27 protein-coding genes are annotated in these 23,650 nt (G+C 33.0%); 13 read left to right on the top strand and 14 right to left on the bottom strand.

Annotation, left to right across the window (positions count from 1 at the left end; genetic code table 11):
- Nucleotides 1-147: 147 nt before the first annotated feature.
- From AAFN75_RS05905 to AAFN75_RS05865, 9 genes are all read left to right on the top strand, one after another.
- Entirely contained in the window at nt 148-1,047 is a 900-nt protein-coding gene (locus AAFN75_RS05905; protein WP_411808679.1) for a helix-turn-helix transcriptional regulator, read from the top strand.
- Nucleotides 1,048-1,136: 89 nt separating this feature from the next.
- Nucleotides 1,137-1,292 carry a hypothetical protein gene (locus AAFN75_RS05900; RefSeq protein WP_411808678.1) on the top strand — a complete coding sequence of 52 codons (156 nt, stop codon included), beginning with the start codon at nt 1,137-1,139 and terminating at the stop codon, nt 1,290-1,292.
- Between the two features lie 150 nt (nt 1,293-1,442).
- Nucleotides 1,443-3,332 (top strand): hypothetical protein, encoded by a 1,890-nt coding sequence (locus AAFN75_RS05895; RefSeq protein ID WP_411808677.1) that lies wholly within the window; start codon nt 1,443-1,445, stop codon nt 3,330-3,332.
- 49 nt (nt 3,333-3,381) lie between these two features.
- Nucleotides 3,382-4,422 carry a ferrochelatase gene (gene hemH, locus AAFN75_RS05890; protein ID WP_411808676.1) on the top strand — a complete coding sequence of 347 codons (1,041 nt, stop codon included), beginning with the start codon at nt 3,382-3,384 and terminating at the stop codon, nt 4,420-4,422.
- Nucleotides 4,422-5,792 (top strand): MATE family efflux transporter, encoded by a 1,371-nt coding sequence (locus AAFN75_RS05885; RefSeq protein WP_411808675.1) that lies wholly within the window; start codon nt 4,422-4,424, stop codon nt 5,790-5,792. Before hemH ends, AAFN75_RS05885 begins: the two co-directional genes overlap by 1 nt.
- A 3-nt stretch (nt 5,793-5,795) precedes the next feature.
- Nucleotides 5,796-6,344, top strand: coding sequence for a CopD family protein (locus AAFN75_RS05880; protein WP_411808674.1), 549 nt, complete (start codon nt 5,796-5,798; stop codon nt 6,342-6,344).
- Nucleotides 6,345-6,548: 204 nt separating this feature from the next.
- Nucleotides 6,549-8,036, top strand: coding sequence for an ATP-binding protein (locus tag AAFN75_RS05875; protein WP_411808673.1), 1,488 nt, complete (start codon nt 6,549-6,551; stop codon nt 8,034-8,036).
- Nucleotides 8,033-8,452: a hypothetical protein gene (locus AAFN75_RS05870; RefSeq protein WP_411808672.1), complete on the top strand. Its 420-nt coding sequence runs from the start codon at nt 8,033-8,035 to the stop codon at nt 8,450-8,452. The genes AAFN75_RS05875 and AAFN75_RS05870 overlap by 4 nt, the downstream gene beginning before the upstream one ends.
- Before the next feature lie 3 nt (nt 8,453-8,455).
- The gene (locus AAFN75_RS05865) at nt 8,456-9,238 is read left to right on the top strand and encodes an enoyl-CoA hydratase/isomerase family protein (RefSeq protein WP_411808671.1); all 783 of its coding nucleotides are present in this window, start codon (nt 8,456-8,458) and stop codon (nt 9,236-9,238) included.
- Nucleotides 9,239-9,306: 68 nt separating this feature from the next.
- On the opposite strand, the gene AAFN75_RS05860 is transcribed toward AAFN75_RS05865, so the two are convergent.
- From AAFN75_RS05860 to AAFN75_RS05845, 4 genes are all read right to left on the bottom strand, one after another.
- On the bottom strand, nt 9,307-9,912 hold the full coding sequence (locus AAFN75_RS05860; RefSeq protein WP_411808670.1) for a hypothetical protein: 606 nt from the start codon (nt 9,910-9,912) through the stop codon (nt 9,307-9,309).
- A 648-nt stretch (nt 9,913-10,560) separates the two neighbouring features.
- The gene (locus AAFN75_RS05855; protein WP_411808669.1) at nt 10,561-11,172 is read right to left on the bottom strand and encodes a hypothetical protein; all 612 of its coding nucleotides are present in this window, start codon (nt 11,170-11,172) and stop codon (nt 10,561-10,563) included.
- A gap of 295 nt (nt 11,173-11,467) precedes the next feature.
- Nucleotides 11,468-12,061 (bottom strand): hypothetical protein, encoded by a 594-nt coding sequence (locus AAFN75_RS05850; protein ID WP_411808668.1) that lies wholly within the window; start codon nt 12,059-12,061, stop codon nt 11,468-11,470.
- Nucleotides 12,062-12,353: 292 nt separating this feature from the next.
- Nucleotides 12,354-12,947: a hypothetical protein gene (locus AAFN75_RS05845; protein WP_411808667.1), complete on the bottom strand. Its 594-nt coding sequence runs from the start codon at nt 12,945-12,947 to the stop codon at nt 12,354-12,356.
- Nucleotides 12,948-13,151: 204 nt separating this feature from the next.
- Between AAFN75_RS05845 and AAFN75_RS05840 the strand changes: the two genes are divergently transcribed.
- A complete protein-coding gene (locus tag AAFN75_RS05840; RefSeq protein ID WP_144114693.1) occupies nt 13,152-14,027 on the top strand; it encodes an AraC family transcriptional regulator in 876 nt (291 codons plus the stop codon).
- Between the two features lie 86 nt (nt 14,028-14,113).
- Here the strand turns inward: AAFN75_RS05840 and AAFN75_RS05835 are convergent, their stop codons facing one another.
- The 6 genes from AAFN75_RS05835 to AAFN75_RS05810 all read right to left on the bottom strand — a co-directional run bounded on the left by AAFN75_RS05835 (nt 14,114) and on the right by AAFN75_RS05810 (nt 17,919).
- On the bottom strand, nt 14,114-14,776 hold the full coding sequence (locus tag AAFN75_RS05835; RefSeq protein WP_411808666.1) for an HD domain-containing protein: 663 nt from the start codon (nt 14,774-14,776) through the stop codon (nt 14,114-14,116).
- A gap of 5 nt (nt 14,777-14,781) precedes the next feature.
- Nucleotides 14,782-15,120, bottom strand: coding sequence for a n-acetylglutamate synthase (locus AAFN75_RS05830; RefSeq protein ID WP_411808665.1), 339 nt, complete (start codon nt 15,118-15,120; stop codon nt 14,782-14,784).
- A gap of 69 nt (nt 15,121-15,189) precedes the next feature.
- Nucleotides 15,190-16,191: an acyl-ACP desaturase gene (locus tag AAFN75_RS05825; protein ID WP_411808664.1), complete on the bottom strand. Its 1,002-nt coding sequence runs from the start codon at nt 16,189-16,191 to the stop codon at nt 15,190-15,192.
- A gap of 12 nt (nt 16,192-16,203) precedes the next feature.
- Entirely contained in the window at nt 16,204-16,941 is a 738-nt protein-coding gene (locus tag AAFN75_RS05820; protein WP_411808663.1) for a lysophospholipid acyltransferase family protein, read from the bottom strand.
- 24 nt (nt 16,942-16,965) lie between these two features.
- Nucleotides 16,966-17,361, bottom strand: a complete 396-nt coding sequence (locus AAFN75_RS05815; protein WP_411808662.1) for a hypothetical protein — start codon at nt 17,359-17,361, stop codon at nt 16,966-16,968.
- A 147-nt stretch (nt 17,362-17,508) separates the two neighbouring features.
- Entirely contained in the window at nt 17,509-17,919 is a 411-nt protein-coding gene (locus AAFN75_RS05810; RefSeq protein ID WP_411808661.1) for a BrxA/BrxB family bacilliredoxin, read from the bottom strand.
- Nucleotides 17,920-18,234: 315 nt separating this feature from the next.
- Between AAFN75_RS05810 and AAFN75_RS05805 the strand changes: the two genes are divergently transcribed.
- The gene (locus AAFN75_RS05805) at nt 18,235-19,011 is read left to right on the top strand and encodes a TerB family tellurite resistance protein (protein ID WP_411808660.1); all 777 of its coding nucleotides are present in this window, start codon (nt 18,235-18,237) and stop codon (nt 19,009-19,011) included.
- A 30-nt stretch (nt 19,012-19,041) separates the two neighbouring features.
- Here the strand turns inward: AAFN75_RS05805 and AAFN75_RS05800 are convergent, their stop codons facing one another.
- Both AAFN75_RS05800 and AAFN75_RS05795 read right to left on the bottom strand, forming a co-directional pair.
- A complete protein-coding gene (locus AAFN75_RS05800; protein ID WP_411808659.1) occupies nt 19,042-19,215 on the bottom strand; it encodes a hypothetical protein in 174 nt (57 codons plus the stop codon).
- A gap of 26 nt (nt 19,216-19,241) precedes the next feature.
- Nucleotides 19,242-19,394, bottom strand: a complete 153-nt coding sequence (locus AAFN75_RS05795) for a YqaE/Pmp3 family membrane protein (RefSeq protein ID WP_144114685.1) — start codon at nt 19,392-19,394, stop codon at nt 19,242-19,244.
- A 191-nt stretch (nt 19,395-19,585) separates the two neighbouring features.
- On the opposite strand from AAFN75_RS05795, the gene AAFN75_RS05790 reads away from it, so the two are divergent.
- Nucleotides 19,586-20,038 (top strand): DUF1569 domain-containing protein, encoded by a 453-nt coding sequence (locus tag AAFN75_RS05790; RefSeq protein WP_411808658.1) that lies wholly within the window; start codon nt 19,586-19,588, stop codon nt 20,036-20,038.
- Between the two features lie 73 nt (nt 20,039-20,111).
- Here the strand turns inward: AAFN75_RS05790 and AAFN75_RS05785 are convergent, their stop codons facing one another.
- Together AAFN75_RS05785 and AAFN75_RS05780 are read right to left on the bottom strand one after the other, a co-directional pair.
- Nucleotides 20,112-20,351 carry a hypothetical protein gene (locus AAFN75_RS05785; protein ID WP_411808657.1) on the bottom strand — a complete coding sequence of 80 codons (240 nt, stop codon included), beginning with the start codon at nt 20,349-20,351 and terminating at the stop codon, nt 20,112-20,114.
- A gap of 95 nt (nt 20,352-20,446) precedes the next feature.
- Nucleotides 20,447-21,478 (bottom strand): S66 peptidase family protein, encoded by a 1,032-nt coding sequence (locus AAFN75_RS05780; RefSeq protein WP_411808656.1) that lies wholly within the window; start codon nt 21,476-21,478, stop codon nt 20,447-20,449.
- Nucleotides 21,479-21,565: 87 nt separating this feature from the next.
- On the opposite strand from AAFN75_RS05780, the gene metG reads away from it, so the two are divergent.
- Entirely contained in the window at nt 21,566-23,644 is a 2,079-nt protein-coding gene (metG, locus tag AAFN75_RS05775) for a methionine--tRNA ligase (RefSeq protein WP_411808655.1), read from the top strand.
- The last annotated feature ends 6 nt before the right edge of the window (nt 23,645-23,650 follow it).

The raw sequence follows: 23,650 nt of genomic DNA, 5'->3' as shown, positions 1-23,650 counted from the left end.
GTTAAAAAGTAACGCTTAAAGAACTTTTAGTGTCGATTGTGGTTTTTTAACGTTGTTTTTTAGTAAAACATGATAAATATCATATTTTTGTAGTGAATTGGGCATGTTTTTACTGTTTAATTTAGAATGAATCTAAATAAAATGAATATGAATCAAGAAATAAATAACGATAAAAGTATCGCTGAAAGTACTTTTAACGAAACAATTGTTGATGATGGTGTTTTGGTATTAACTTATAAAAATGATAATAGCCAAATGCAATCTCTTGCTAAAGAAATAGATAGCGAGTATATTCAATTTCACTTTTGCGTAAAAGGTTCAAGTCAGTTTGTGTTTAACGAAGGACGCTATCGTTTAAATATACTTGAAGAAAACTCTTTGCTACTTTACAACCCGCAACGCGATCTTCCTATTCATTTAGAGTTAAATGCCCATTCATGGATGGTTTCTGTATTGATTTCTATTAAGAAATTTCATGGCTTATTTTCTCAAGAAGCCGATTATATTACTTTTTTAAGTGATGATAATAAGGATAAAAAGTACTATAAAGATGGGGTAATTTCTCCTTCTATGGCAATTGTGTTAAATCAACTCATAAACTACAACCTTAACCAATCTATAAAATCCTTATATTTTAAAGGAAAGGCATACGAGCTGTTAAGTTTATATTTTAATAGAAGTGAAGACGCCGATGTAGAGCAATGTCCGTTTTTGGTGGATGAAACCAATGTTATAAAAATTAGAAAAGCCAAAGAAATTGTTATTTCACGCATGGCAGAACCACCAGGTTTACAGGAATTAGCAGACGAAATTGGTTTAAGTCTTAAAAAGCTAAAAGAAGGTTTTAAACAAATTTATGGCGACTCGGTTTTTAGTTTTTTATTGGATTACAAAATGGAAGTAGCTCGAAAATTATTGGAAGCAGGAAACGATAATGTAAACGAAGTAGGGCACAAGGTTGGTTACAGTACTTCTAGTCATTTTATTGCTGCTTTTAAAAAGAAGTATGGTACAACGCCTAAAAAATATGTGATGTCTTTAAGTTAGTTTTATGTAAGAAATAACAAACTATTAACACTGAGTTTTTATTGAAATTGGCATTAATTCTTAACTTTGATTACCCAAAATCAATGAAAATGAAATATTTAACTCCAGAAATAGAGGCCTTATCTAAAAACGCAAATAATGAAAAATCTTTAGCAAGAACCAATGTGTCTTGTGGTATTTTTCAAGACTGCGATTATAATGAGGATCGTCCAAAATTATACAAGCATATTAACAATAATATATAACACTAAGTATTGTATTGTGTTCATTTATAGAATATTGTAAATAAAAGCTATTGTTTTACAGATATTGCAAAAAAAGAAAATTCCCAATGATAAAGTGATTTCTTAAACTTTTTTTGAGTAATTTTCAGACTGTATTGTAAAGCTTTTATTGTGAAAATTAAATTATTACTCTCCTTTTTACTAATGGGTGTTTCTGTTATTGCTCAAAATTCAGAAAACTCTTGGACGTTAAATTTTGATAAAGCGCCAGATTGGTTATCTGTAGATAAAAGGACAGATATTATTTACTATTACAACAATACAACGCTAAAAGCATATGACTATAAATCTGATAAAGAACTTTGGACTCTTCCAGTAGCAGATTATAAAGGATCAAAATTTGTTTATTACGACGCTAGCACACTTTTAAAAATAAATGACACTAAAGCATTTACCGTAAAAAGTAATAAGAGTATTGTAATTAATAGATTTTCTGGAGATGTTGTTTTTAGAGCTACTGATGTTGAGGCGTTTAATAATAGTAAAATACTATATTCTAGAGATGAAAATTATGCTGTTTTATTGAATAAAGAAGTTATAAAAAAAGACAAGGAAAAGGGAACAAAACGAAAAGTTAACTGGTATTTGACTTTGGTTAAAATGCATAATTCAGAAGCCTTATGGACCATTAAATTACCAAAAAAAGAATTAGGAATTTTAGGTGATGATTTTTTGTTTGGAGTTGTTTGTACTAATAATACGTTGCTATTTACTTATGATAGTAATTTATTAGCTTACAATATTAATAATGGCGAATTAAAGTGGAAAAAAAACTTAAAAGAGAATAAGATAAAATACATAAAAATCCCTAAAAATAACGAAGGCTTTTTATCAATATCGGAAATAAGAGGTCAGGGTTTTTTTATGAATTATTCCGAAATAGATTCGGGTAAAGACTTATGGGCAGAGCCTTTTCCTTTAGGGCGTTATTATGCTGTTAATTTTGCACCAAATCAAATTATAGTAAAATGTGCTAACGGCTTTAATTATTTAGGGTATGATAAGTCCAAATATTGGCCTGAAAATGTTCCAGTAAAAGGTAAAATAGAAAAAGTTTATGCGCAAGGGGACGACCACCTTATAATAAACAAGGTTGATGGAAAATATTTTGCTAATTGGATAAACAAAGAAGGTGAATATGCCTTTAAAACACCAATAAGCGTTCTTAGCAATAAATTAATTGAAGGTGTAAAAATGGATGATTATATATTGTTAATTACACCGTATAATATAATTGGTTACGATTTAAGAAATCAAGAAATTACATCTAAAACTGCAATTAAAAATAAGAGGATTTATTATACTATAAATAAAGCGAGCAAGTCTCTAGTGTTTAAACATGTAAAAAAAGAAACACCATTAATTTTAAAACAAAACGCTTCAAAACCAGAAAATTTTATTAAAAAAGTACCTTTCACAAAAGGGAATGATACCATTACTAGAATAGAGAACTTTAATGATACTTATTCATTTATTTCAAGAAATGAAGTAGTTAAACTAGATAATACAGGACAAGAAATTAGTCGTTTGTTTTATAAGCCACCATCAAAAGCTTTAAAAACTTTGGCAAAAATTGGTGCGATGGCTTTAGGAACCGTTTTCGCAAAAGAAGCAGGACAGATAAATCGGGAACTATACCGAGCAGGACTAAAAGATATGGACGATTTTGCTAGTGAGTTTACAACGGTTTATTATTTTAAAGAATTTGGTTCTGCAGAATTAGGGATGGGTATGGTTGCAGGGGCTACGGTAAATGATATGATAAATAGTTTTGAGAAGAAAACAAAATATAATCCGTATAACGAAATAAATAAGTTATGGATGCATCGCGATAAATTAGATGATGGTAGTTGGGGACTTAGAATAGTTGATATAGAGAACATAAAAGAATTACATCAATTTAGTATAGGAAAGGATAAAAACTTTAATTATAGAGTTGATGCGGACTCAAAAATAATTATAAGTTCTACTGATAAAGAGATTAAATTTTTTAGATACTAATATTTGACATAGTGTTTATACATTACAATTTGTATCGTATTTTTGCAATATGAAAAAAGGAATCTTATTAGTTAATCTTGGTTCTCCTGATAGTCCAAGTCCTAAAGATGTAAAAAAGTATTTAGGTGAGTTTTTAATGGACGAACGCGTAATTGATGTGCCGCTTTGGGCCAGAACGCTTTTAGTAAAAGGTATCATTTTAAATACGCGACCAAAACAATCGGCGGCGGCTTATAAAAAAATATGGTGGGACGAGGGTTCTCCACTTATTGTATTATCCGAAAAGCTTCAAGACAAAGTTCAAGAAAAACTAGAAATGCCTGTTGCATTAGCAATGCGCTATGGCAGTATGACCATAAAAAAGGGACTTCAAGAATTAGTTGATAAAGGCTGTACAGAAATAAAAACCATTCCGTTATATCCGCAATTTGCCATGGCCACGACCGAAACTATTGATGTTAAGGTAGATGAGTTGGTTTCAGAACATTTTCCAGGAGTAAAAATAACAAGAACACCAGCTTTTTATAAACGTGAGGATTATATAAAAGTACTTTCAAAAAGTATAGCAGAAAAACTAGAAGGTTTAGATTACGAACATATCCTTTTTAGTTATCATGGGGTTCCAGAACGTCATATTCGAAAAAGTGATATTACTAATGGTAATTGTAAAATGGATGGTAAATGCTGCTTTAAAAAAGGAAGTAAGCAACATGAGTTTTGTTATCGACACCAATGTGAAATTACCACGGTTAATGTTGCAAAAGCATTAGGCATGAAAAATGGCACATATTCAACATCTTTTCAATCTAGACTAGGTTTCGATCCTTGGTTGCAACCTTATACCGATCGTACCATAGAGCGATTAGGGAAAGCCGGCATTAAAAAAATGGCTATTGTAACTCCAGCATTTGTTAGCGATTGTTTAGAAACTTTAGAGGAGATTGCCATGGAAGGCGAAGAGTTATTCCATGAGGTTGGCGGAAAAGATTTTACAGTTATTCCGTGCTTAAACGATCGTGAAGATTTTGCTCAGGTTATAGCTAATATCGCTGAAGAATGGACTCCTGTTAAAAAAACGGTAACCGTTTAATGACTAATACAGCATCACAAGATTTAGGAACACTACCCATAAGCAAACTTTTAGTTAAGCAAGCTATTCCTGCATCTATTGGTATTTTAGTCATGTCTCTAAACATTTTGGTAGACACTATTTTTGTTGGGCAATGGATAGGCTCAACAGCTATTGCGGCTATTAACGTGGTGTTGCCAGTTTCTTTTTTTATTGCAGCCTTAGGTATGTCTATAGGCGTTGGTGGTTCTTCAATAATATCTAGAGCTTTAGGTGCTAATAATCCAGATAAAGCGTTAAAAACTTTTGGTAATCAAATTACATTAACTCTAGTGTTAACCATTTCTATGGTTATTGTAGGGTTGTGGTTTATAGATGGTATTGTACCAGCTTTTGGCGGAAAAGGCAATATTTTAGAGCCCGCAAAAACATATTATATCATTGTACTTTATGGCGTGCCCTTTTTAGCACTATCCATGATGGGAAATACGGTAATTCGAGCAGAAGGAAAACCAAAATTTGCCATGTATGCTATGATGATTCCATCGGTAGGCAACCTTATTCTAGATTATATATTTATAAACCTTTTAGATTTAGGAATGGCAGGAGCAGCTTGGGCAACCACCTTAGCTTACGTATTTTGTTTTGCATTTATTTTTTGGTTTTTCTTATCTAAAAACTCCGAATTAAAAATAAAAAAATACCATTTCGGACTCCAAAAACCTATTGTGTTAGAAATCGCATCATTAGGTTTTGTTACCTTAGCAAGACAAGCCGTGGTAAGTATTACGTACCTGTTTATGAATAATATTTTATTCAATCTAGGTGGCGAAACATCGGTTACCGCTTATGCCATTGTGGGGCGTATGCTAATGTTTGCATTGTTTCCGGTTTATGGCATTACACAAGGCTTTTTGCCTATTGCAGGGTTTAATTATGGCGCTTTTAAGTACGCCAGAGTTAAAGAAAGTATTTATACAGCCATTAAATACGCAGCGGGTTTAGCCACCATAGTTTTTATATTATTAATGGTGTTTCCAGAAGCCATAACACGGCTTTTTACAGATAACGCCGAAGTTATGTTACAAACACCTCCAGCCATGAGATGGGTATTTGCAGCTACACCTATAATTGCACTACAGCTTATTGGCGCAGCATATTTTCAGGCAATTGGTAAAGCAAGACAAGCCTTAGTACTAACTTTATTAAGGCAAGGTTTTTTCTTTATTCCCCTAATTTTTATCTTACCTAAATTTTATGGCGAATTAGGCGTGTGGATAGCCTTTCCAATTTCCGATGTATTAGCAACAATAGTAACAGCTTATTTTTTAAATAGAGAAATCACTAAGAATTTAAATCCAGAAAGCGAACCTATATCTCAAGCCACTTAAACTATGGAATACTACCAATACATAAAGGCCTTTCATCTTATTTTTGTAATCACCTGGTTTGCCGGTTTATTTTATATTCCGCGTTTGTTTGTTTACCAAATAGAAGCCTTTCATAAGCCATCACCCGAAAAAGAAATTTTAGGAAAACAACTAAAACTCATGGCAAAACGCCTGTGGTTTATCATCACATGGCCATCGGCAATTTTAGCACTAGTTTTCGGTCTAAGTTTATTTGCATTAAACCCATATTTAGTCTATCAACCGTGGATGCAAGTAAAATTAGCCTTTATTGTATTGCTGTTTATCTACCACCTAAAAACGCATCAATATTTCAAACAACTACAAAACGATGTCGTAAAAAAAACATCAAGTTTTATGCGTATCTGGAACGAGGGCGCCACTTTCATTTTATTTGCAGTCATCTTTCTAGTCATCTTAAAAAGTGCTATAAACTGGATTTGGGGTGTTGCAGGTATACTTATTCTTGGCGTGCTAATTATGTTAGGCTTTAAAGTCTACAAAAACATTCGCGATAAAAATCCCGAAGCCTAAATAAAAGTCATTCCCAATAATTTTTATATCAAAGTTGTAACAAGAAGTTGGGCGCTACCACAAGGGTCGGGCTTTCGCTACTCGCTCCCTCAAAAAAGTCGAGGAGCTCAAACAAACCGTTCAATCCCTAGCGCACTTATCTGCTAACTTCAATTTTTTAATTCGTTGGTCTGTTTTGGTTTGATTATTGCTATATTTAAACCAATGAAATTAAAAAACCTATCCTTACGCACACGCATTTTTTTAGCAATGATACTGCTAGTAATGTTTGCATCCGTGCTTATTTCGGCGGTAGCTATTTACCAGTATAACGAGCAAAGTAAAGATTATCATGAAGGCCGTTTAGAGCGTAAGGAAGAAAACGTACAAACTCATATAAAACGCTATTTAAACGGACGCCAAAACACCTGGGAAGTTAAAACAGAAAACATACCCTTAATTTTTAAAGATGAAATTTACAACATTGCAGATATTCATAAGCTGCAAATAAATTTGTATAATTTAGATGGCGGCCTCTTAATTTCCTCAAAACCTGGGTTGCAAACCGAGCTTGTAGATAAATGTATCTCTGCCGAAATAATGAATGCTTTAACCCATAACGTAGCCTTCAATAATTCTTCAGAAATAACGCAACATAGGCATGTCGATATTCATAAGGAAAACGGAGAAACCTTTCAGTCGTCCTACACATATATTACCGATAATAAATCTAAAGCTATTGCTATATTAAACATACCGTATTTAGAAAAAGACGATTTTCTGGATAAAGAGCTCGAAGAGTTTTTAAAACGATTGGTGTTTGCATTTATGGTGGTGTTGCTAACCGCAATTGCAATTGCATTTTGGTTATCAAAATACATAACAAAATCTTTAAAAATTATTAGCGACATTATTAACACCACAAGGTTAGAGAAGCGAAACGAACGCATAAATGTAGACGATACCAGCGAAGAAATTTCAGCACTTGTAACCTCCTATAATAGTATGATTGATGAGCTAGAGGAAAGTGCTATACAACTAGCAAAAAGCGAGCGCGAACAGGCCTGGAGAGAAATGGCAAAACAAGTTGCTCACGAAATTAAAAATCCGTTAACACCCATGCGACTAACGGTGCAAAATTTTCAACGTAAGTTTAATCCAGAGGACGAAAACATTCATTCTAAACTCGATGAGTACAGTAAAACCTTAATTCAGCAAATTGATACCATGAGTTCCATTGCATCGGCATTTTCAAATTTTGCTAAAATGCCAGCGCAACAAAACGAAACGCTTAATGTGGTTGAAATTATTAAGCTAGCACTAGATATTTTTAACGAGTATCATATAGAATTTACCTTCGATGCCGAAGAAATTATAGCAAAGTTTGATAGAGCACAACTTATTCGTGTGGTTACAAATCTGGTTAAAAATGCTATTCAGGCTATGCCAGATAATCGAGCACCTAAAATTGTGGTTCATGTAGCTAAAAGTAATGGTAACGTGGTTATTACGGTTGCAGATAATGGTACAGGTGTAGCCGAAGAGAATAAAGATAAAGTATTCGAGCCAAAATTTACAACCAAAACAAGTGGTATGGGACTTGGGTTGGCTATGGTGAAAAATATTGTAGAAACGCACAAAGGCACTATATCTTTTGAATCTGAAAAAGATAAGGGTGCAACCTTTAAAGTAACTTTTCCTAAATTTTCATGAAGCCGTTTATAATTCTATTTTTTTTAAGTTTTACATGCCTTGTGTTTTCGCAAAGTGGAACATATAAAAGAGAACCAAAGCATACAGATGGCACTAAAATAAAATGGACTTTAAAATTAAAAGAAGATGGTTCGTTTTTATATCATTTTTTAAGAGACCTTTCAACCATATCAAAAGAAAATAAAGAAGAAAATTTTTATGGTAAAGGCACCTGGAAGCATGAAGGAAATCAAATTTTATTTTACAGCAAACCATCAGATTTAAATGCAGAGTTTTCTGTAAATTTGAATAATTCAAAAGCTAGATATATTACAAAATCGCCCAGAGATAAATCAGATAAAATTGTAAAAACGGCGTTAAGATTTTACGAATCCGATACCTTTCATATAGAAGGCTTAACCGTATTTAAAGAATAAATTATGAGTTATAACAACATCCTTTCAGAAGAAAATAATGGTATAACAACCATAACTATTAATCGTCCTAAAAAGCTAAACGCCTTAAATAGAGAGACTATACAGGAGTTGCACGAGGCTTTTAACCATGCAGATAGCGATGCGGATACTAAGGTTATTATTGTAACCGGTAGCGGAGAAAAAGCCTTTGTTGCTGGCGCAGATATAAGCGAGTTTTCAGATTTTGATGTTAGTAAAGGCACACAATTAGCAGCAAAAGGGCAGGAGTTACTGTTTAATTTTGTCGAAAATTTATCTACTCCAGTAATTGCAGCTGTTAATGGGTTTGCCCTAGGTGGCGGTTTGGAGTTGGCTATGGCTGCTCATTTTAGAGTAGCTAGCGATAATGCTAAATTAGGGCTTCCGGAGGTGTCTCTTGGTGTTATTCCTGGTTATGGAGGTACACAGCGTTTACCGCAATTGGTGGGCAAAGGACGTGCTATGGAGATGATTATGACAGCAGGCATGATTGATGCTAACAAAGCTTTAAGTTATGGGTTAGTAAATCATGTTACTACGCAAGACGAATTACTTCCGCTTTGCGAAAAAATAGCAGCTAAAATTTCTCGAAATTCAACCGTTGCAATTAGTGCAGCTATACGCGCCATAAATGCTAATTTTAAAGATGGTGTAGATGGGTTTAGTGTTGAGGTTCAGGAATTTGGAAACTGTTTTGGTACCGATGATTTTGAAGAAGGAACTACAGCTTTTCTGCAAAAACGTAAGGCTGATTTTCCGGGGAAATAATTGAGTTATGCCAACAAAAAAGTGGGCTAAATTAGCCCACCTTTATCAACAGTTTCTAAATTAGGTATTTAGATGTTTATTGCTTTGGTAAATTCTCTGCCATCCGAGTTACATACAATTTTGTATCCACCATACTTCAAGCCAGCAAGTTTGTAAGCTTTTGTTATAGTTTTTGTGTTTGCTACAGTTTCAGCATGCATTAATTCTTCGCCATGATCTCCTAAAAAGTATATTTTGATATGGCAAGGAGCTTCATTAAGTGCTAGTTTTGTTAGCATAACTACATTGTCTTTTACCACAAACATTGGCTTGTAAATAGTGGTTTCCTTTTCCTTATCGAAAAGAACAATATTTGACTTTACCGTAAAAGGTATCGTGTTAATTTCCATGTCTTTATCTAGCTCAAAAATATACGAGCCATCTGGTAAAGCCGTTAGATCGAATCCTTTTGTGTAGTTTCCAGATTTTTGCATGGACTCTTTATATAAAACTATGCCATTTACATCTTTTACAGATAGTAAGTTTCCTTGCTTTACATTTAGTAAAGTAAGTGAGGTTCTTTTAGCTTCATTTTTAATATTAAATAGTGAAGCATTGTTTGCGAAACTTAGCATGGTAGTAAACATAATTACCAGTAAGATTCCTTTTTTTGAGTTTTTAATTGTGTTTTTCATAATAGGGGTATTAACGTTCAACACTACAAATATATAACGCAATAATTCTATTTAAAACATTGGTATTGACCAATTTATGTGTTAGATTACCTGTTAATTTTGCATCATTTTAAGGTAAAAATAATGTTACTTAATGTTCAGTAAAAGTTGAATATAATAAGCATTAAAAAAGTGGACTAGTGTCCACTCTTAATATAAGTTTTTATGTAGTATTATGAGATAATTCTTTACCAGTTTTGGCTAAAACCTTAGTTGTTAATTTTTAACAAATAACTTGTTAAATACTAGTTCTGCAAGCATCCAATATAGTGAGCAATATATAAATGTTACTACAAAATATAAGAAGAGCCAGTCGGTTTTAGAGATGAAATGAAATAAACTTGAAAGAACTACTAAATTTAGTATAATCCATATTGAATAAAATATACCTTTTTTATTCCAATTATTGCTCATTTTTTGTTTTCTAACAGGAGTAGTTTGGTTTTGTAATTCACTGTTTATTAGTTGATCGGATTTCTCCTGTTCTAATCTGAATTTTTTTTGTTTGTTAGTATGGTTGCAATAGTAGGCCTGAGAAATAAACATGCTATAAAATTTAAAGAAAGTGGGCTGATTTAGCCCACTTTTAGTATCTGGTTTGGTTAGGGATTAAGATTTTATGTATTTAATAAATTCGTTTCCTTCAGAAAGAATTACAATTTTAAAAGATCCTAGTTCTTGGTTTTCTAATTTAAATTTGCGTTCTATAATCTTGGTGTTTTCAATATCTTCAGAAAAAATTAAATCTGAATTAGTAGATCCTTTTTCTGTATAGTAAACCTTAATATTTAAAGGGTTTCCTTCTAAAGTAAGTTTCGATACAAATACAAGATCACCTTCTACGCGCACAGTTGGTTTAAAAATAGTGGTTTCTTTATCTTTATTAAAAGACACTATACTAGACTTTACTGTAAAAGGTATTGTGTTAATTTCTAGATCTTTATCAAGTTCAAAAAGATAATCGCCATTTGGTAAAACCGTTAAATCGAAACCTTTTGTGTAGCTTCCAGTTTCTTGAATGACTTCTTTATATAGTGTTATACCAAATGCATCTTTTACAGATAGTAAGTTGCCTTGTTTTACATTGTTTAAGGTTAGTGACGTTTTTTTAGCCTCGTTTTTAATATTAAATAATTTAGCTTCATTTGCGAAACTTAATAAGGTAGCAAACAATGTTACCATTAAGATTCCTTTTTTCGAGTTTTTAATTGTGTTTTTCATAATAGGGTGTATTAACGTTCAACAGTACAAATATATAGTAGATTAGGGTGTTGTAAAACACTGGTATTGACTAATTTATGTGCTAAATTAACTGTTAATTTTGCATCATTTTTAGGTAAATTTAATGTGTCCTAAAAGTGGTTTAATTCAAGATGAATTTTAAGGGAAGATCGTTACATTTAAAGCAAAAAAAAATGCTATTAAAAGCATTTGGAAAATCAAGATATTTTATAAAAATGAAAGTGGGCCACCACAGCCCACTTTACAACTAAACTAAACTAAATAAGACATTAAACTAATTATTAATGAATGTTGTATACTCTTTATTACCAGAGTTTATTTCAATTTTAAAATTTCCTTTTGTTAATTTGAATACTTTTTCGATAGATTGAGTATTCGTGATTTTCTCAGAGAAACGAAGTGTTGATTCTGTACCATTAATAGCATATACATTAATAGTTGTTTCTTTAAGTTCTGGATTTAGTTTTGTTACATAAACTAAATCTCTATCTTGTTTTACGTAAGGCTTAAAGTAAGTAGCCTCGTCGGTTTTATTAAAAGTTACTTGGTTAAGTGCAACACTAAAAGGGATGGTGTTAATTTCTAAATCTTTTTCAAGTTCAAAAACATAGTCTCCATCTGGTAATTGTGTTAAATCAAATCCTTTAGTATATGAACCTTCAGTTTTAATAGCTTCTTTATATAAAACAATACCGTAATTATCTTTAATAGTTAATAGGTTACCAACTTTTACATTTTTTAATACGATTGCTGTTTTTTTAGCTCCTTTTTTAATAAGCGAATTAGAGTCGTTTGCAAATCCTACTACTGTAGCTAAAAATGCTACCATTAAAATTGCTTTTTTCGTGTTTTTCATTGTCTTTTTCATAATGCGTATTGTTATTAATTAACACTACAAATATATAACGCTAAATAGTCTTATAAAACATTGGTTTTGATGGATTTATATGCTAAATTAACTGTTAATTTTGCATCATTTTTAGGTTAATTTAACATAGATAAAACCTTACTCTTTTTTTTGAAATGAGTTAACGTAAAGAGAGCTTTAAATTTTAAAGATGATATAGAAGTTTAGATGTTTTAAGGAGATATTAAAACATAAAAAGTGGGCCACCACAGCCCACTTTTACAAACTAAACTAAACTAAATAAGACATTAAACTAATTATTAATGAATACTGTATGCTCATTATTTTCTGAGCTTATTTCTATTTTGTAATTTCCTTTTCTTAATTTGAATACTTTTTCGATAGTTTGACTATTCGTAATTTCTTCAGAGAAACGTAATGTTGCTTCTGCACCTTCAAGAGCATAAACATTAATAGTTGTTTCTTTAAACTCTGGATTAAATTTTGTTACATAAACTAAACCATTCTCTTGCTTTACGTAAGGTTTATAAGTAGTCGTTTCTGCTGTTTTATCAAAACTTACAACACTATTTGCTACTGTAAACGGGATCGTGTTAATTTCTAAATCTTTTTCAAGTTCAAAAACATACTCACCATTTGGCAATTCAGTTAAATCAAATCCTTTAGTATATAGACCTTTAATTTTAATTGCTTCTTTATATAGTATAATTCCGTAATTGTCTTTAATAGTAAGTAGGTTACCAACTTTTACGTTTTTTAACACTAAGGCTGTTTCTCTAGTACCTTTTTTAATAAGTGAATTAGAGTCTTTTGCAAACCCTATAAACGTAGCTAATAATGCTACCATTAGGATTCCTTTCTTTGTACTTTTAATTGTGTTTTTCATAATTATGGGGGTCATAATGTTCAACGGTACAAAGGTATGGTAGAAGGGGAGTTAAGAAAACATCAATTTTGACCACTTTATATGCTAGATTAACTGTTAATATAACGTTAATTCATTGTTAAGTTAAAATAGCATACATTTAAGGTAATTAAATATACAATGTATGCATAATATGTAGTAAATTTGCTTTAAATTAATGCTCGCATGATTAAAAAGAAACCTACTTTAGAGAAACTTACCCCAAGTTTTGGAAGTTCAATTTTGGTTAAACAACACTTGAAACAGGCAGATAGACTCAACGCTTTCTGGCATTTTCATCCAGAAATGGAGTTGGTTTACGTTAATAAAGGACAAGGAAAAACACATATTGGTAACCATTTATCTTACTTTAATAATAGTCAACTTATATTAATAGGTGCTAATTTACCGCATAATGGGTTTTCTGATAGGCTTACAGCTAACGGAACAGAGACTATCATCCAGTTTAAATCTGATTTTTTAGGCGAAGATTTTCTTAATGTGCCGGAAATGGCAAATATTGTAGCGCTTTTTGAGCGTGCTAAAAAAGGTATTCGTTTTCAAATTGATACCAAAAAGAAAATAGGACTTAAAATTGAAAAACTTTTAGAACATGATGGTTTAAAACGTGTTTTAAAGTTTTTAGAAATTTTAAACTATTTGGCTAAAACAGATGATTACACCTTATTAAATGCCGATGGATTTGCTTTTGAAGCCGAAGCGCAGGAAAGTGCTAAAATAGGATCGGTATTTAAATATATTCGCGAAAATTTTCAACATCATATTGCTTTAGATGAAATTGCAGATATAGTAAGTATGACGGTTCCAGCTTTTTGTCGTTACTTTAAAAAGGCAACTAGTAAAACTTTTACACAGGTTGTTAATGAGTATCGTGTGGTACACGCTACAAAATTACTATCGGAAGAAAGTGAAATGAGTATTGCCGACGTTTGTTTTGAGTGCGGTTTTAATAACTTTTCACACTTTAATAAGGTATTTAACGACATTACAGGTAAAAGTGCGTCTAGCTACCGCAAGGAGATTAAATTAATGATTCAGTAATACTAAGGTTTACCATGTAATAAAGTATTCCTTTTTATTATGTATATTAAAATTGTATTACTGTTAGTAGCCTATTAGCAATAGAGTTACTTTTCGCCATTCCACTCGCTATAAAATTGCTTTAAGAAGTCAAGCATATACTCATGGCGTGCATTTGCCAATTTTTTACCTGTTTTAGTATTCATTTTATCTTTTAGCAATAACAGCTTTTCGTAAAAATGATTTATAGTTGGTGCAGTCGAGTTTTTGTATTCCGCTTTAGTCATATTAAGATTAGGCTCAATATCTGGGTTATAAAGTGCTCGGTTTTTAAAACCTCCATAGTTAAAACAACGCGATATACCAATGGCGCCTATAGCATCTAAACGGTCGGCATCTTGCACAACATCTAGTTCTGGCGACTTAAAAGCAGTTGCGTTATTAGTTGATAAGCTAGATTTAAACGAAATGTTTTCAATAATTTTTACAACGTGTTCTATGGTTTTAGAGTCTATGTTAAGCTTAAAGAGAAATTCTCGTGCTTTTTTTGGTCCTACGGTTTCATCGCCGTTATGAAATTTACTATCGGCAATATCATGCAGTAAAGCCCCTAGAGCAACAATAAAAGTGTCTACAGGTTCGGCCTTTGCAATTAATAGGCTGTTTTTATACACACGTTCTATATGAAACCAATCGTGCCCACCTTCAGCATTAATTAATTCTTCTTTTACAAAAATTTTGGTTTTGTTTATAATCTCTTCTGGTGTCATGGGTATTAAATTTCTTCTAGAATTGAGGTGCCTTTTGATAGATTTCCAGACCTCCACTGCCAACTTTCGTAAAGTGTTATTTTTCCGTTTTCGTTAATTTTTGGGGTAGAAATACAAGTACCTGTCATTAACTCGCCTTTTTTATTTACTTGATGGTATCGCATATTAATAACGCCATTTTCATTAACGATACCAATTAAATGACCTTCAATAATATTACCGCCACTATAAGTAGAAGTTAAAATAGATTCATTTTGTTTATAAATAAAAATGGTAGCCGACGTGGTTTCGCTATTATCAGAACTAGAAACAGGCCTAAACCGTTTGTTATTGTAATTAACCAATTGTATTGTCTATTAAACCCCACCCCTAAACACTGTAGTTGGTGTTTAGAGTTTTATGGTTTTGGAATTTTATTTTATAATAGCAGGCTCGACCCATTTAAATTGGAATGAGTTTTCCGGAATTTTCATGCGCTCAGATAAGCGATACATTCTTGCCGGAAGTTTCATTAAATAATCTCTAGCTTTTTCGGCTTCATCATTTAATCCTGTAATTTTATCAAGTTCCCAACGGGTAATTAGTTTTTGTAAAATATCTACATAATCGTTTGATGTGTAAACACCAATACGCTGTGCTGTGTTAGAAAACTCTTCGAATGCAGAACTAGCTTTACCACCAGATTCTCTTAAAAAGTGAGCCGGCATGGTAATTTTTTGTTTCATCATATAATGAAAAGCCATCATCATTTGGCTAGGATCTACTTTAAAAATACGCTCCACAAACTCAGAGTAGGCGTGGTGGTGGCGCATTTCGTCTCCAGAAATAATTTTACACATTTTCGATAAACGCTTATTTCCATAATCTTTCGCAATTTTAGCTACACGGTTGTGCGAAATATAAGTTGCTAGTTCTTGAAAACTAGTATATACAAAGTTTTTGTAAGGATCTCTATCTGTACCAATATCAAAACCATCTGTAATTAAGTGGTGTGTGGTTTTTTCAATTTCCTTCATGTTAACACGTCCAGAAAGGTATAAGTACTTGTTAAGTACATCGCCATGTCTGTTTTCTTCTCCAGTCCATTGGCGTACCCATTTTCCCCAACCATTTCCACCGTTTTCAACTTGGTCTACACCTTCAACATCCATTAACCATGATTCGTAAGTTGGTAACGCTTCTTCAGTTATCATATCGCCAACTAAAACTACCCAGAAATCATATGGTAAATCTTTGGCAAGCTCACGAATTTCTCTAACATCTTCAAAAAAAGAATCGTCTGTAGTCTCAGAATTTGGTAAAAAATCTGATGGCTGCCAGATACTATCTATTGGAATTAAGTATTTTTCCATTAGCGCATCCACGTCTTTTTCCAAAAACTTCATCACCTCTAATCTCTTATTCTTTAAAGACATACTTTACTTAATTTAATTTTTAATGTGGTTTTTTATGGTCGATTCAACAGTTTCTATAAGATCGTCCTTATTAACAAATATAGCTAAATCTATGGGTTTATGTACTGTAAATTTTATATGATTCCCTAATCCCATAGGGAATTTTCCATATCGTAACATTTTCCAAGAATTATTTATGCTAACGGGCACCACTAAAGCCGAGGGTATTTTTTTAAATAAAATCTCTAAGCCTTTTCTTTGAAACGGTTTTACAGTACCATCTTTACTTCGTGTACCTTCAGGAAAAATAACGGCGGCATAGTTGTTTGCTTCAATAAACTCGCCAAATTTCATTAAGGTTGGTAAGGACTGTCTTGGGTTTTTTCTATCAATTAAAGCAGCACCGCCATGGCGTAAGTTGTAGGATACACTTGGTATGCCTCTGCCTAATTCTATTTTGCTTATAAACTTTGGGCTTCGTTTACGCATATACCAAGTTAACGGATAAATGTCATGTAAACTTTGGTGGTTGGCTACAATTATTAATGGGCGGTTAGGCTCAATATCATGCGTGTTTATAAACGAAAAACGAGTGCCTAAAATATTTGCACATCGCATTAAGCTCCATTGTAAAAGATACACGCTTTGTTGGTGTGTTTTTTTTCCAAAAATATTAAAACAAATCCACTGTATGGGATGAAACACAAGCAGCGTTAATCCAAAAAATAAATTGTAGATAACCGATATTGGATAGGACAATAGTTTTAACATGCCCCAAAAATAATAAACTATGTTTTAGTAAACAGCAACACAAGCATTATTTTCGCAACTTACAGAAGTTGGTGGTGTAACAACAGCACAATCAGACATGATGCCCCATACTTCGTTATAAAGTGATTCTTTTCTGTTGTAATTTTTAACCAGCTCTTCAAGTGCTTCAGTATCAACAGAAGTCGAGTAAATTAAATAATTCCAAGTGCCACCACAAGGTTTGCTACCAAAGGCAATATATTTGCATTCAAAACCATCTCCGCAAGTAGATGCATTGGCTAAATCTTCAATTTCAGATTTTAAATCATCCAATTGTAATTCCTCATCTATTTGCGATAAACTATTGTCTTCATCACATTGTGTAGACAATAATAGCAAACAAAACGTAACTAAAACAAGTATTGAAAATGGCTTTTTCATCTTTTTGTACTTTGTTTATTAGATATTAATATTTTAAAATGGTTGCATGTAAAACTAAAAAAACCACGACTAAATCGTGGTTTTATATTTTTCTCTGCTAGAGTTCCCACTTTTTCTTTTGAAGAGTGGGCTAGGAGTGAGACTTTTTTAACAATGATCGTTGTAAGCATCAACAAGGTTTTCTGCAATTAATTCTGCAGGACGACCTTCAATGTGGTGACGCTCTAACATGTGCACCAATTCGCCATCTTTAAACAACGCCATACAAGGTGAACTTGGAGGAAACGGAACCATATGGCCACGAGCTGCATCAACAGCCTCTTTATCAACACCCGCAAAAACCGTTACAATATGGTCTGGTTTTTTAGCATTCTCTAAACTCTTTCTAGCACCTGGACGCGCATTTGCTGCTGCACAACCACAAACCGAATTTACAACCACTAATGTTGTTCCTTCTTTAGCTAAGGCAGCATGAACAGCCTCGGCAGTATGTAATTCTTCAAAACCTACTTTGGTTAAATCCTCACGCATTGGTTTTACTAATTCTGCTGGATACATATTTTTAAATTTTTTATTTGATAATTAATATTTGTGCAAAGTTAATCAAAAATCGTGCAATTAGGCTTTGGGCGTTCCCTTAAAACGCTTATGGTGTTATAAGGTCAGGCTATCCACTATATCTTTTTTGTGTTTAATGCCTTTAGTTTTACAATAAAGTTATTAGGTTATAATAAATTAACACCTGTAAATAGGCTTAACAGTTCACAAAAAAGGATGCCGTTTCTATCCTTAACGCGTTAGAAATGTAACAAAACAACCAAATATTCGACTAACAATGTTATATTTAGGTCGTATTAAAAATAAAATAATTACATGAGTTTTTCAAAATGGATAGGCGCCTCAATAGGCTGGTCTTTTGGTGGTCCCATTGGGGCAATAATAGGTTTAGCTTTAGGCAGTGTTGTAGATGCTATGGCCGATGGAAATGGCGGTTCGCTTTTAGGAGATAGACAAACCAAAACCCAAGGTCGAACAACCTATAGAACACAACCTAGGCAGCGGCCGCAAACCCAATCGGGCGATTTTGAAGTAAGTTTACTCATTTTAGCTTCGGTAATTATAAAAGCCGATGGTAAACAAGACCAAAAGGAGTTAGATTTTGTGCGTCAGCAATTTTTAAATATGTACGGCAAGGAGCGCGCAAACCAAGCCTTTAAACTATTTAAAAATATAAGCAATCAAAACGTTTCGTTTAGGCCCGTATGTTTGCAAATTCGCCAAATGATGGATCATCCATCGCGTTTACAACTTATGCACTTTCTATTTGGAATTGCAAAAGCCGATGGCGCAGTAACCGAAGATGAGGTTAAACAAATTTATACCATAGCGGGCTATTTAGGTATTAGTTCTAGAGATTATGAAAGTATTAAAGCCATGTTTTATAACAGTAGCGATAATGCCTATAAAGTTCTAGAAATTACTAAAAGTGCTACGGTTGATGAAATTAAAAAAGCCTACCGAAAAATGGCTAAAAAATACCATCCAGATAAAGTAATCCATTTAGGTAAGGAGCACCAAAAAGGTGCCGAAGAAAAATTTAGACAGGTACAAGCGGCTTACGAGCAAATTCAAAAGGAGCGCCGATTCTAAAATTCCTGCGTAGGCAGGAATTTTGTTTAATTAGTCTAAAAAGAAGCTGGTAGCAATAACGGCTACAATTAATATTGCTAAAACAATAGCTATAAAAGTTGTTGTTTTCTTTGTGGTTGCATCTTTTTGTAAAATGTAGTTTCCTTTATCATCGTCAGTTTCTTTTACAAATTCAAAATTTTCTTTTTCTTTTTCTTTTTTCATCTTTTTATATTTTTAAAATTAATGTCTTATTTATTTACTATCAGTGCGTGAATAACACCTGGCAACCAACCTAAAATAGTTAGTAAAATGCTTATTAGTAATGTGGTTCCAATACCGTGTTTCATAGCAACAGCTACAGGTGGCAATAAAATACTTAGTACAATAGTTAAAATAGACATGTTTGTATGTTTTTATATTCAATACAAAGCTAGTGTAAGAAAATAATAGAGATTAGTGTATATCATTTAGATGTTAACTCAAATAAAAAGTTATATGTCGATATAATTTAAAACTTGACTTAATATTTTTATAATTAGAGATTAAATAAATAAATTGCAGTACAACGTTTTAACCTACCTAATTTTTTATAATGAAGAATATCTTTGAAACTAAAGAAACCCAAGCTGTAATCAATAGAATTAACAGCCTTTCGCCAACAGCACAACCTTTGTGGGGTAAAATGAGTGTGGACCAAATGTTAGCGCATTGCAACGTGACTTACGAAATGACCTTCGAAGATGTACACCCAAAACCTAAAGGGTTTACTAAATTAATGCTTAAATTATTTGTAAAAAACATCGTGGTGGGTGATAAGCCTTATAAAAAGAATAGCCGCACAGCGCCACAATATGTAATATCAGATACTAAGAATTTTGTTGAAGAAAAAGCACGTTTAACAGATTACCTATGGAAAGCACAAGGTTTAGGCGAGCAGCATTTTAGTGGTAAAGAATCGCACTCTTTTGGGCTTTTATCTACTCAAGAATGGAACAATATGTTTTATAAGCATTTAGACCATCATTTAAATCAATTTGGAGTGTAATTAAAAAACATAAAAAAACCAGCTAATCATTTTTAAATGAATAACTGGTTTGTAAACTATTATATTTAGAAATCTATTTGCTTACGTAGGTTTTGCTGTCTTCTCCTTTTTCAAATATCATTACTAATTTTTTACTCGCGTCATAATATATAGCTGCCATTTTCCAGCCTTCACTTTGTGTAGATTCTATTAAACACTTGCGTACATCTGGATTGTTTAAATTAAAACTCGAGTTAATACGGTCGTTTGCTTGTGCGTCTATGGTAACCAAAAGTATTATGGCTACAAATAGTACTTGTAATTTGTTCTTCATTTAGGGTGTGTTTTTAATAATTAAAAATGCAAGATTATAGCATCCTTTATTAACTATTAAAAATAATAGATAAGGGGTTTAAATATTCGTTTTGTTTACTCGAAAATAATTCTAGAATTTGTTTTACTTACCAATAAGTTTATGGTTCTACCTAAAATTAAAGCTCTATTGTCTTTGTCGTGTCCTGCCGGCATGTTAAAAGCAATAGGGAAGTTGTAATCTGCTAAGGCATCAAGTATAAGTTGTTCAACCGATGTTCCCCATAATGTTGTGTTGGTTCGCATTTTACTCATGCCACCAACAATTACGCCCTTACAATTATCAAAATAGCCAGCACGTTTTAAACTTTGTAGCATACGGTCTATGTGGTATTTATACTCGCCAATTTCCTCAATAAATAAAATTTTACCATCGGTATTAATACTAGTGCCCGAGCCTAACATAGTATGCAAAAGTGTAAGGTTTCCGCCTACTAATTGTCCCGAAGTTTGTCCCGCTTTGTTATAAGTAGAGCCTTCTAAGGTATACTTTAAAGGTGTTCCAAAAAGGGCGTTTTTAAAGGTGTTAATACTAGCTTCAATTTCTAATTCATCCTTTGGCAGGCTCACGCACATTATGGCGTGCAAGCTCTCAACACCTTGGTTGTGTATTTGGCTATGAAGTGCTGTAATATCAGAATATCCAATAAGCCATTTAGGGTGTTTATTAAATAGTTCAAAATTCAATTTATCTAAAATTCTAACTGTGCCGTAGCCACCACGAGCGCACCAAATGGCACTAATTTTAGGATCGTCCATTGCTTTTTGTAAATCTTCGCAACGCTCATCGTCCGTTCCGGCAAAATGATTTTCCGCGTTAAATACATGTTTTCCAACTACCGAGTGCAAGCCCCAACGTTTTAAAAGGTCTTGCGCTTGCTTAATTTCGTCTTCTCTATTTTTTAAAATTCCAGAAGGCGCCACAATAGCAATAGTGTCGCCTGCCTTTAAGTATGGTGGTTGTTTCAAAGTCGTGTTTGGTTTATCTGTTACTGCGTTTTGGGCATTACTAAGTTGTATTCCGAAGAAAATAGCAAAGCAAAACAAGTATAAAGTTTGAAAGTTTCTTAGCATAAGGTAAAAGTACATTTTTTTTTACACGTTTAAAATTTATAAATACTCGTTTTATATGGGTTTCAAATTGTGTACTTTTGCGGCTCAAATAAAGACATTACAATGCCGAAAAGATATACCATTACAACTGCACTTCCTTATACTAACGGTCCTATTCATATTGGGCATTTAGCAGGAGTGTACGTACCAGCCGATATTTACGCACGTTATTTGCGTTTAACAGGAAACGACGTTTTACTTATTGGAGGAAGCGACGAGCATGGTGTGCCTATTACCATAAAAGCTAAAAACGAAGGGGTTACACCTCAAGATATTGTAGACAAATACCATGCAATAATTAAAAAATCGTTTGAAGATTTCGGGATTACCTACGATAATTACTCGCGTACCTCGGCACCAATTCATCACGATACAGCTTCAGAGTTTTTTAAGACTTTAGATGCAAAAGGTGAATTTATTGAGGAAACTTCAGAGCAATTATATGATGCCGAGGCCAATCAATTTTTAGCCGATCGTTTTGTAATAGGAACTTGTCCAAAATGTGGTAATGAAGAAAGCTATGGCGACCAATGTGAAAATTGCGGAACAAGCCATAATGCAACCGATTTAATAAACCCTAAATCGGCCATAACAGGAAATGTACCTACTTTAAAACAAACTAAACACTGGTTTTTACCTTTAGATAAGCACGAGGCATTTTTAAAAGAATGGATTTTAGAAGGGCATAAAAAAGATTGGAAATCTAACGTTTACGGGCAGTGTAAATCTTGGATAGACGATGGTTTACGTCCTAGAGCCGTAACTAGAGATTTAGATTGGGGTATTCCGGTACCAGCAGAAGGAGGCGAAGGCAAAGTACTTTACGTTTGGTTTGATGCACCTATTGGTTACATATCATCTACCAAAGAATGGGCACAACGCGAAGGGAAAGATTGGGAACCGTATTGGAAAGATAAAGACACCAAATTAGTGCATTTTATTGGTAAAGATAATATCGTGTTTCACTGTATTATTTTTCCAGCTATGTTAAAAGCCGAAGGCAGTTTTATTTTACCAGATAACGTACCTGCAAACGAATTTTTAAATTTAGAAGGCAATAAATTGTCAACCTCTAAAAATTGGGCCGTTTGGTTACATGAATATTTAGAAGAATTTCCTGGACAACAAGATGTTTTGCGTTATGCTTTAAATGCTAATGCGCCAGAAACTAAGGATAACGATTTTACTTGGAAAGATTTTCAAGCTAGAAATAATAACGAGTTGGTAGCCATTTTTGGTAATTTTATTAACCGTGTTGTGGTATTAACCAATAAATATTACGAAGGTGTTGTGCCAACTCCGGCGGATTTTACAGATGTTGATACAGAAACTTTAGCAGCCATAAAAGCATATCCAGATGTTATTGCAAGTTCTATTGAGCGTTACCGTTTTAGAGAGGCTGGTCAAGAATTAATGAATTTAGCACGATTAGGTAATAAATATTTAGCCGATGCCGAACCATGGAAAATGATTAAAGTAGACGAAGCGCGTACAAAAACAATTATGTATGTGGCATTGCAAATAGCGTCTGCCTTAGCAACCTTAAGCGAGCCATTTTTACCGTTTACTTCAACAAAGTTAAAAGGTATTCTTAATGTTAGTTCTAGTGATTCGACACAGGAGAATCGTATCGAGAACACTTGGAATGAAGTAGGTACTAAGGATGTTTTACTTCCAGCAGGACATGAAATAGGAGAAGCAGAATTATTGTTCTCTAAAATTGAAGATAAAACCATTCAATTTCAATTAGATAAATTAGAAGCCAGTAAAAAAGCTAACGAAATAGCCAATGCTAAAACGGAGCCTCAAAAAGAAACCATTACTTTCGAAGATTTCACAAAATTAGATATTCGTGTTGGTACTATTTTAGAAGCCGAAAAAATGCCAAAAACTAAAAAACTTTTAAAGCTAAAAGTAGATACCGGTATAGACATAAGAACCATTGTTTCTGGTATTGCCGAAAGTTTTACGGCAGAAGAAGCCGTTGGTAAACGTGTAACCGTATTAGTAAACTTAGCACCAAGAGCATTACGTGGTGTAGAAAGTCAAGGTATGATTTTAATGACTGCAACTCCCGATGGTAAATTGGTGTTTGTAAATCCAGACGATGCTAGTGTAAGTAATGGGTTGCAGGTGAGTTAAAAATAT

This window comes from Algibacter sp. AS12 (genome assembly GCF_046736315.1).
Lineage (GTDB): Bacteria > Bacteroidota > Bacteroidia > Flavobacteriales > Flavobacteriaceae > Algibacter_B > Algibacter_B amylolyticus.
Note: the sequence above shows the minus strand (reverse complement) of the source record. Positions and strands in the feature narration are given on the sequence as shown.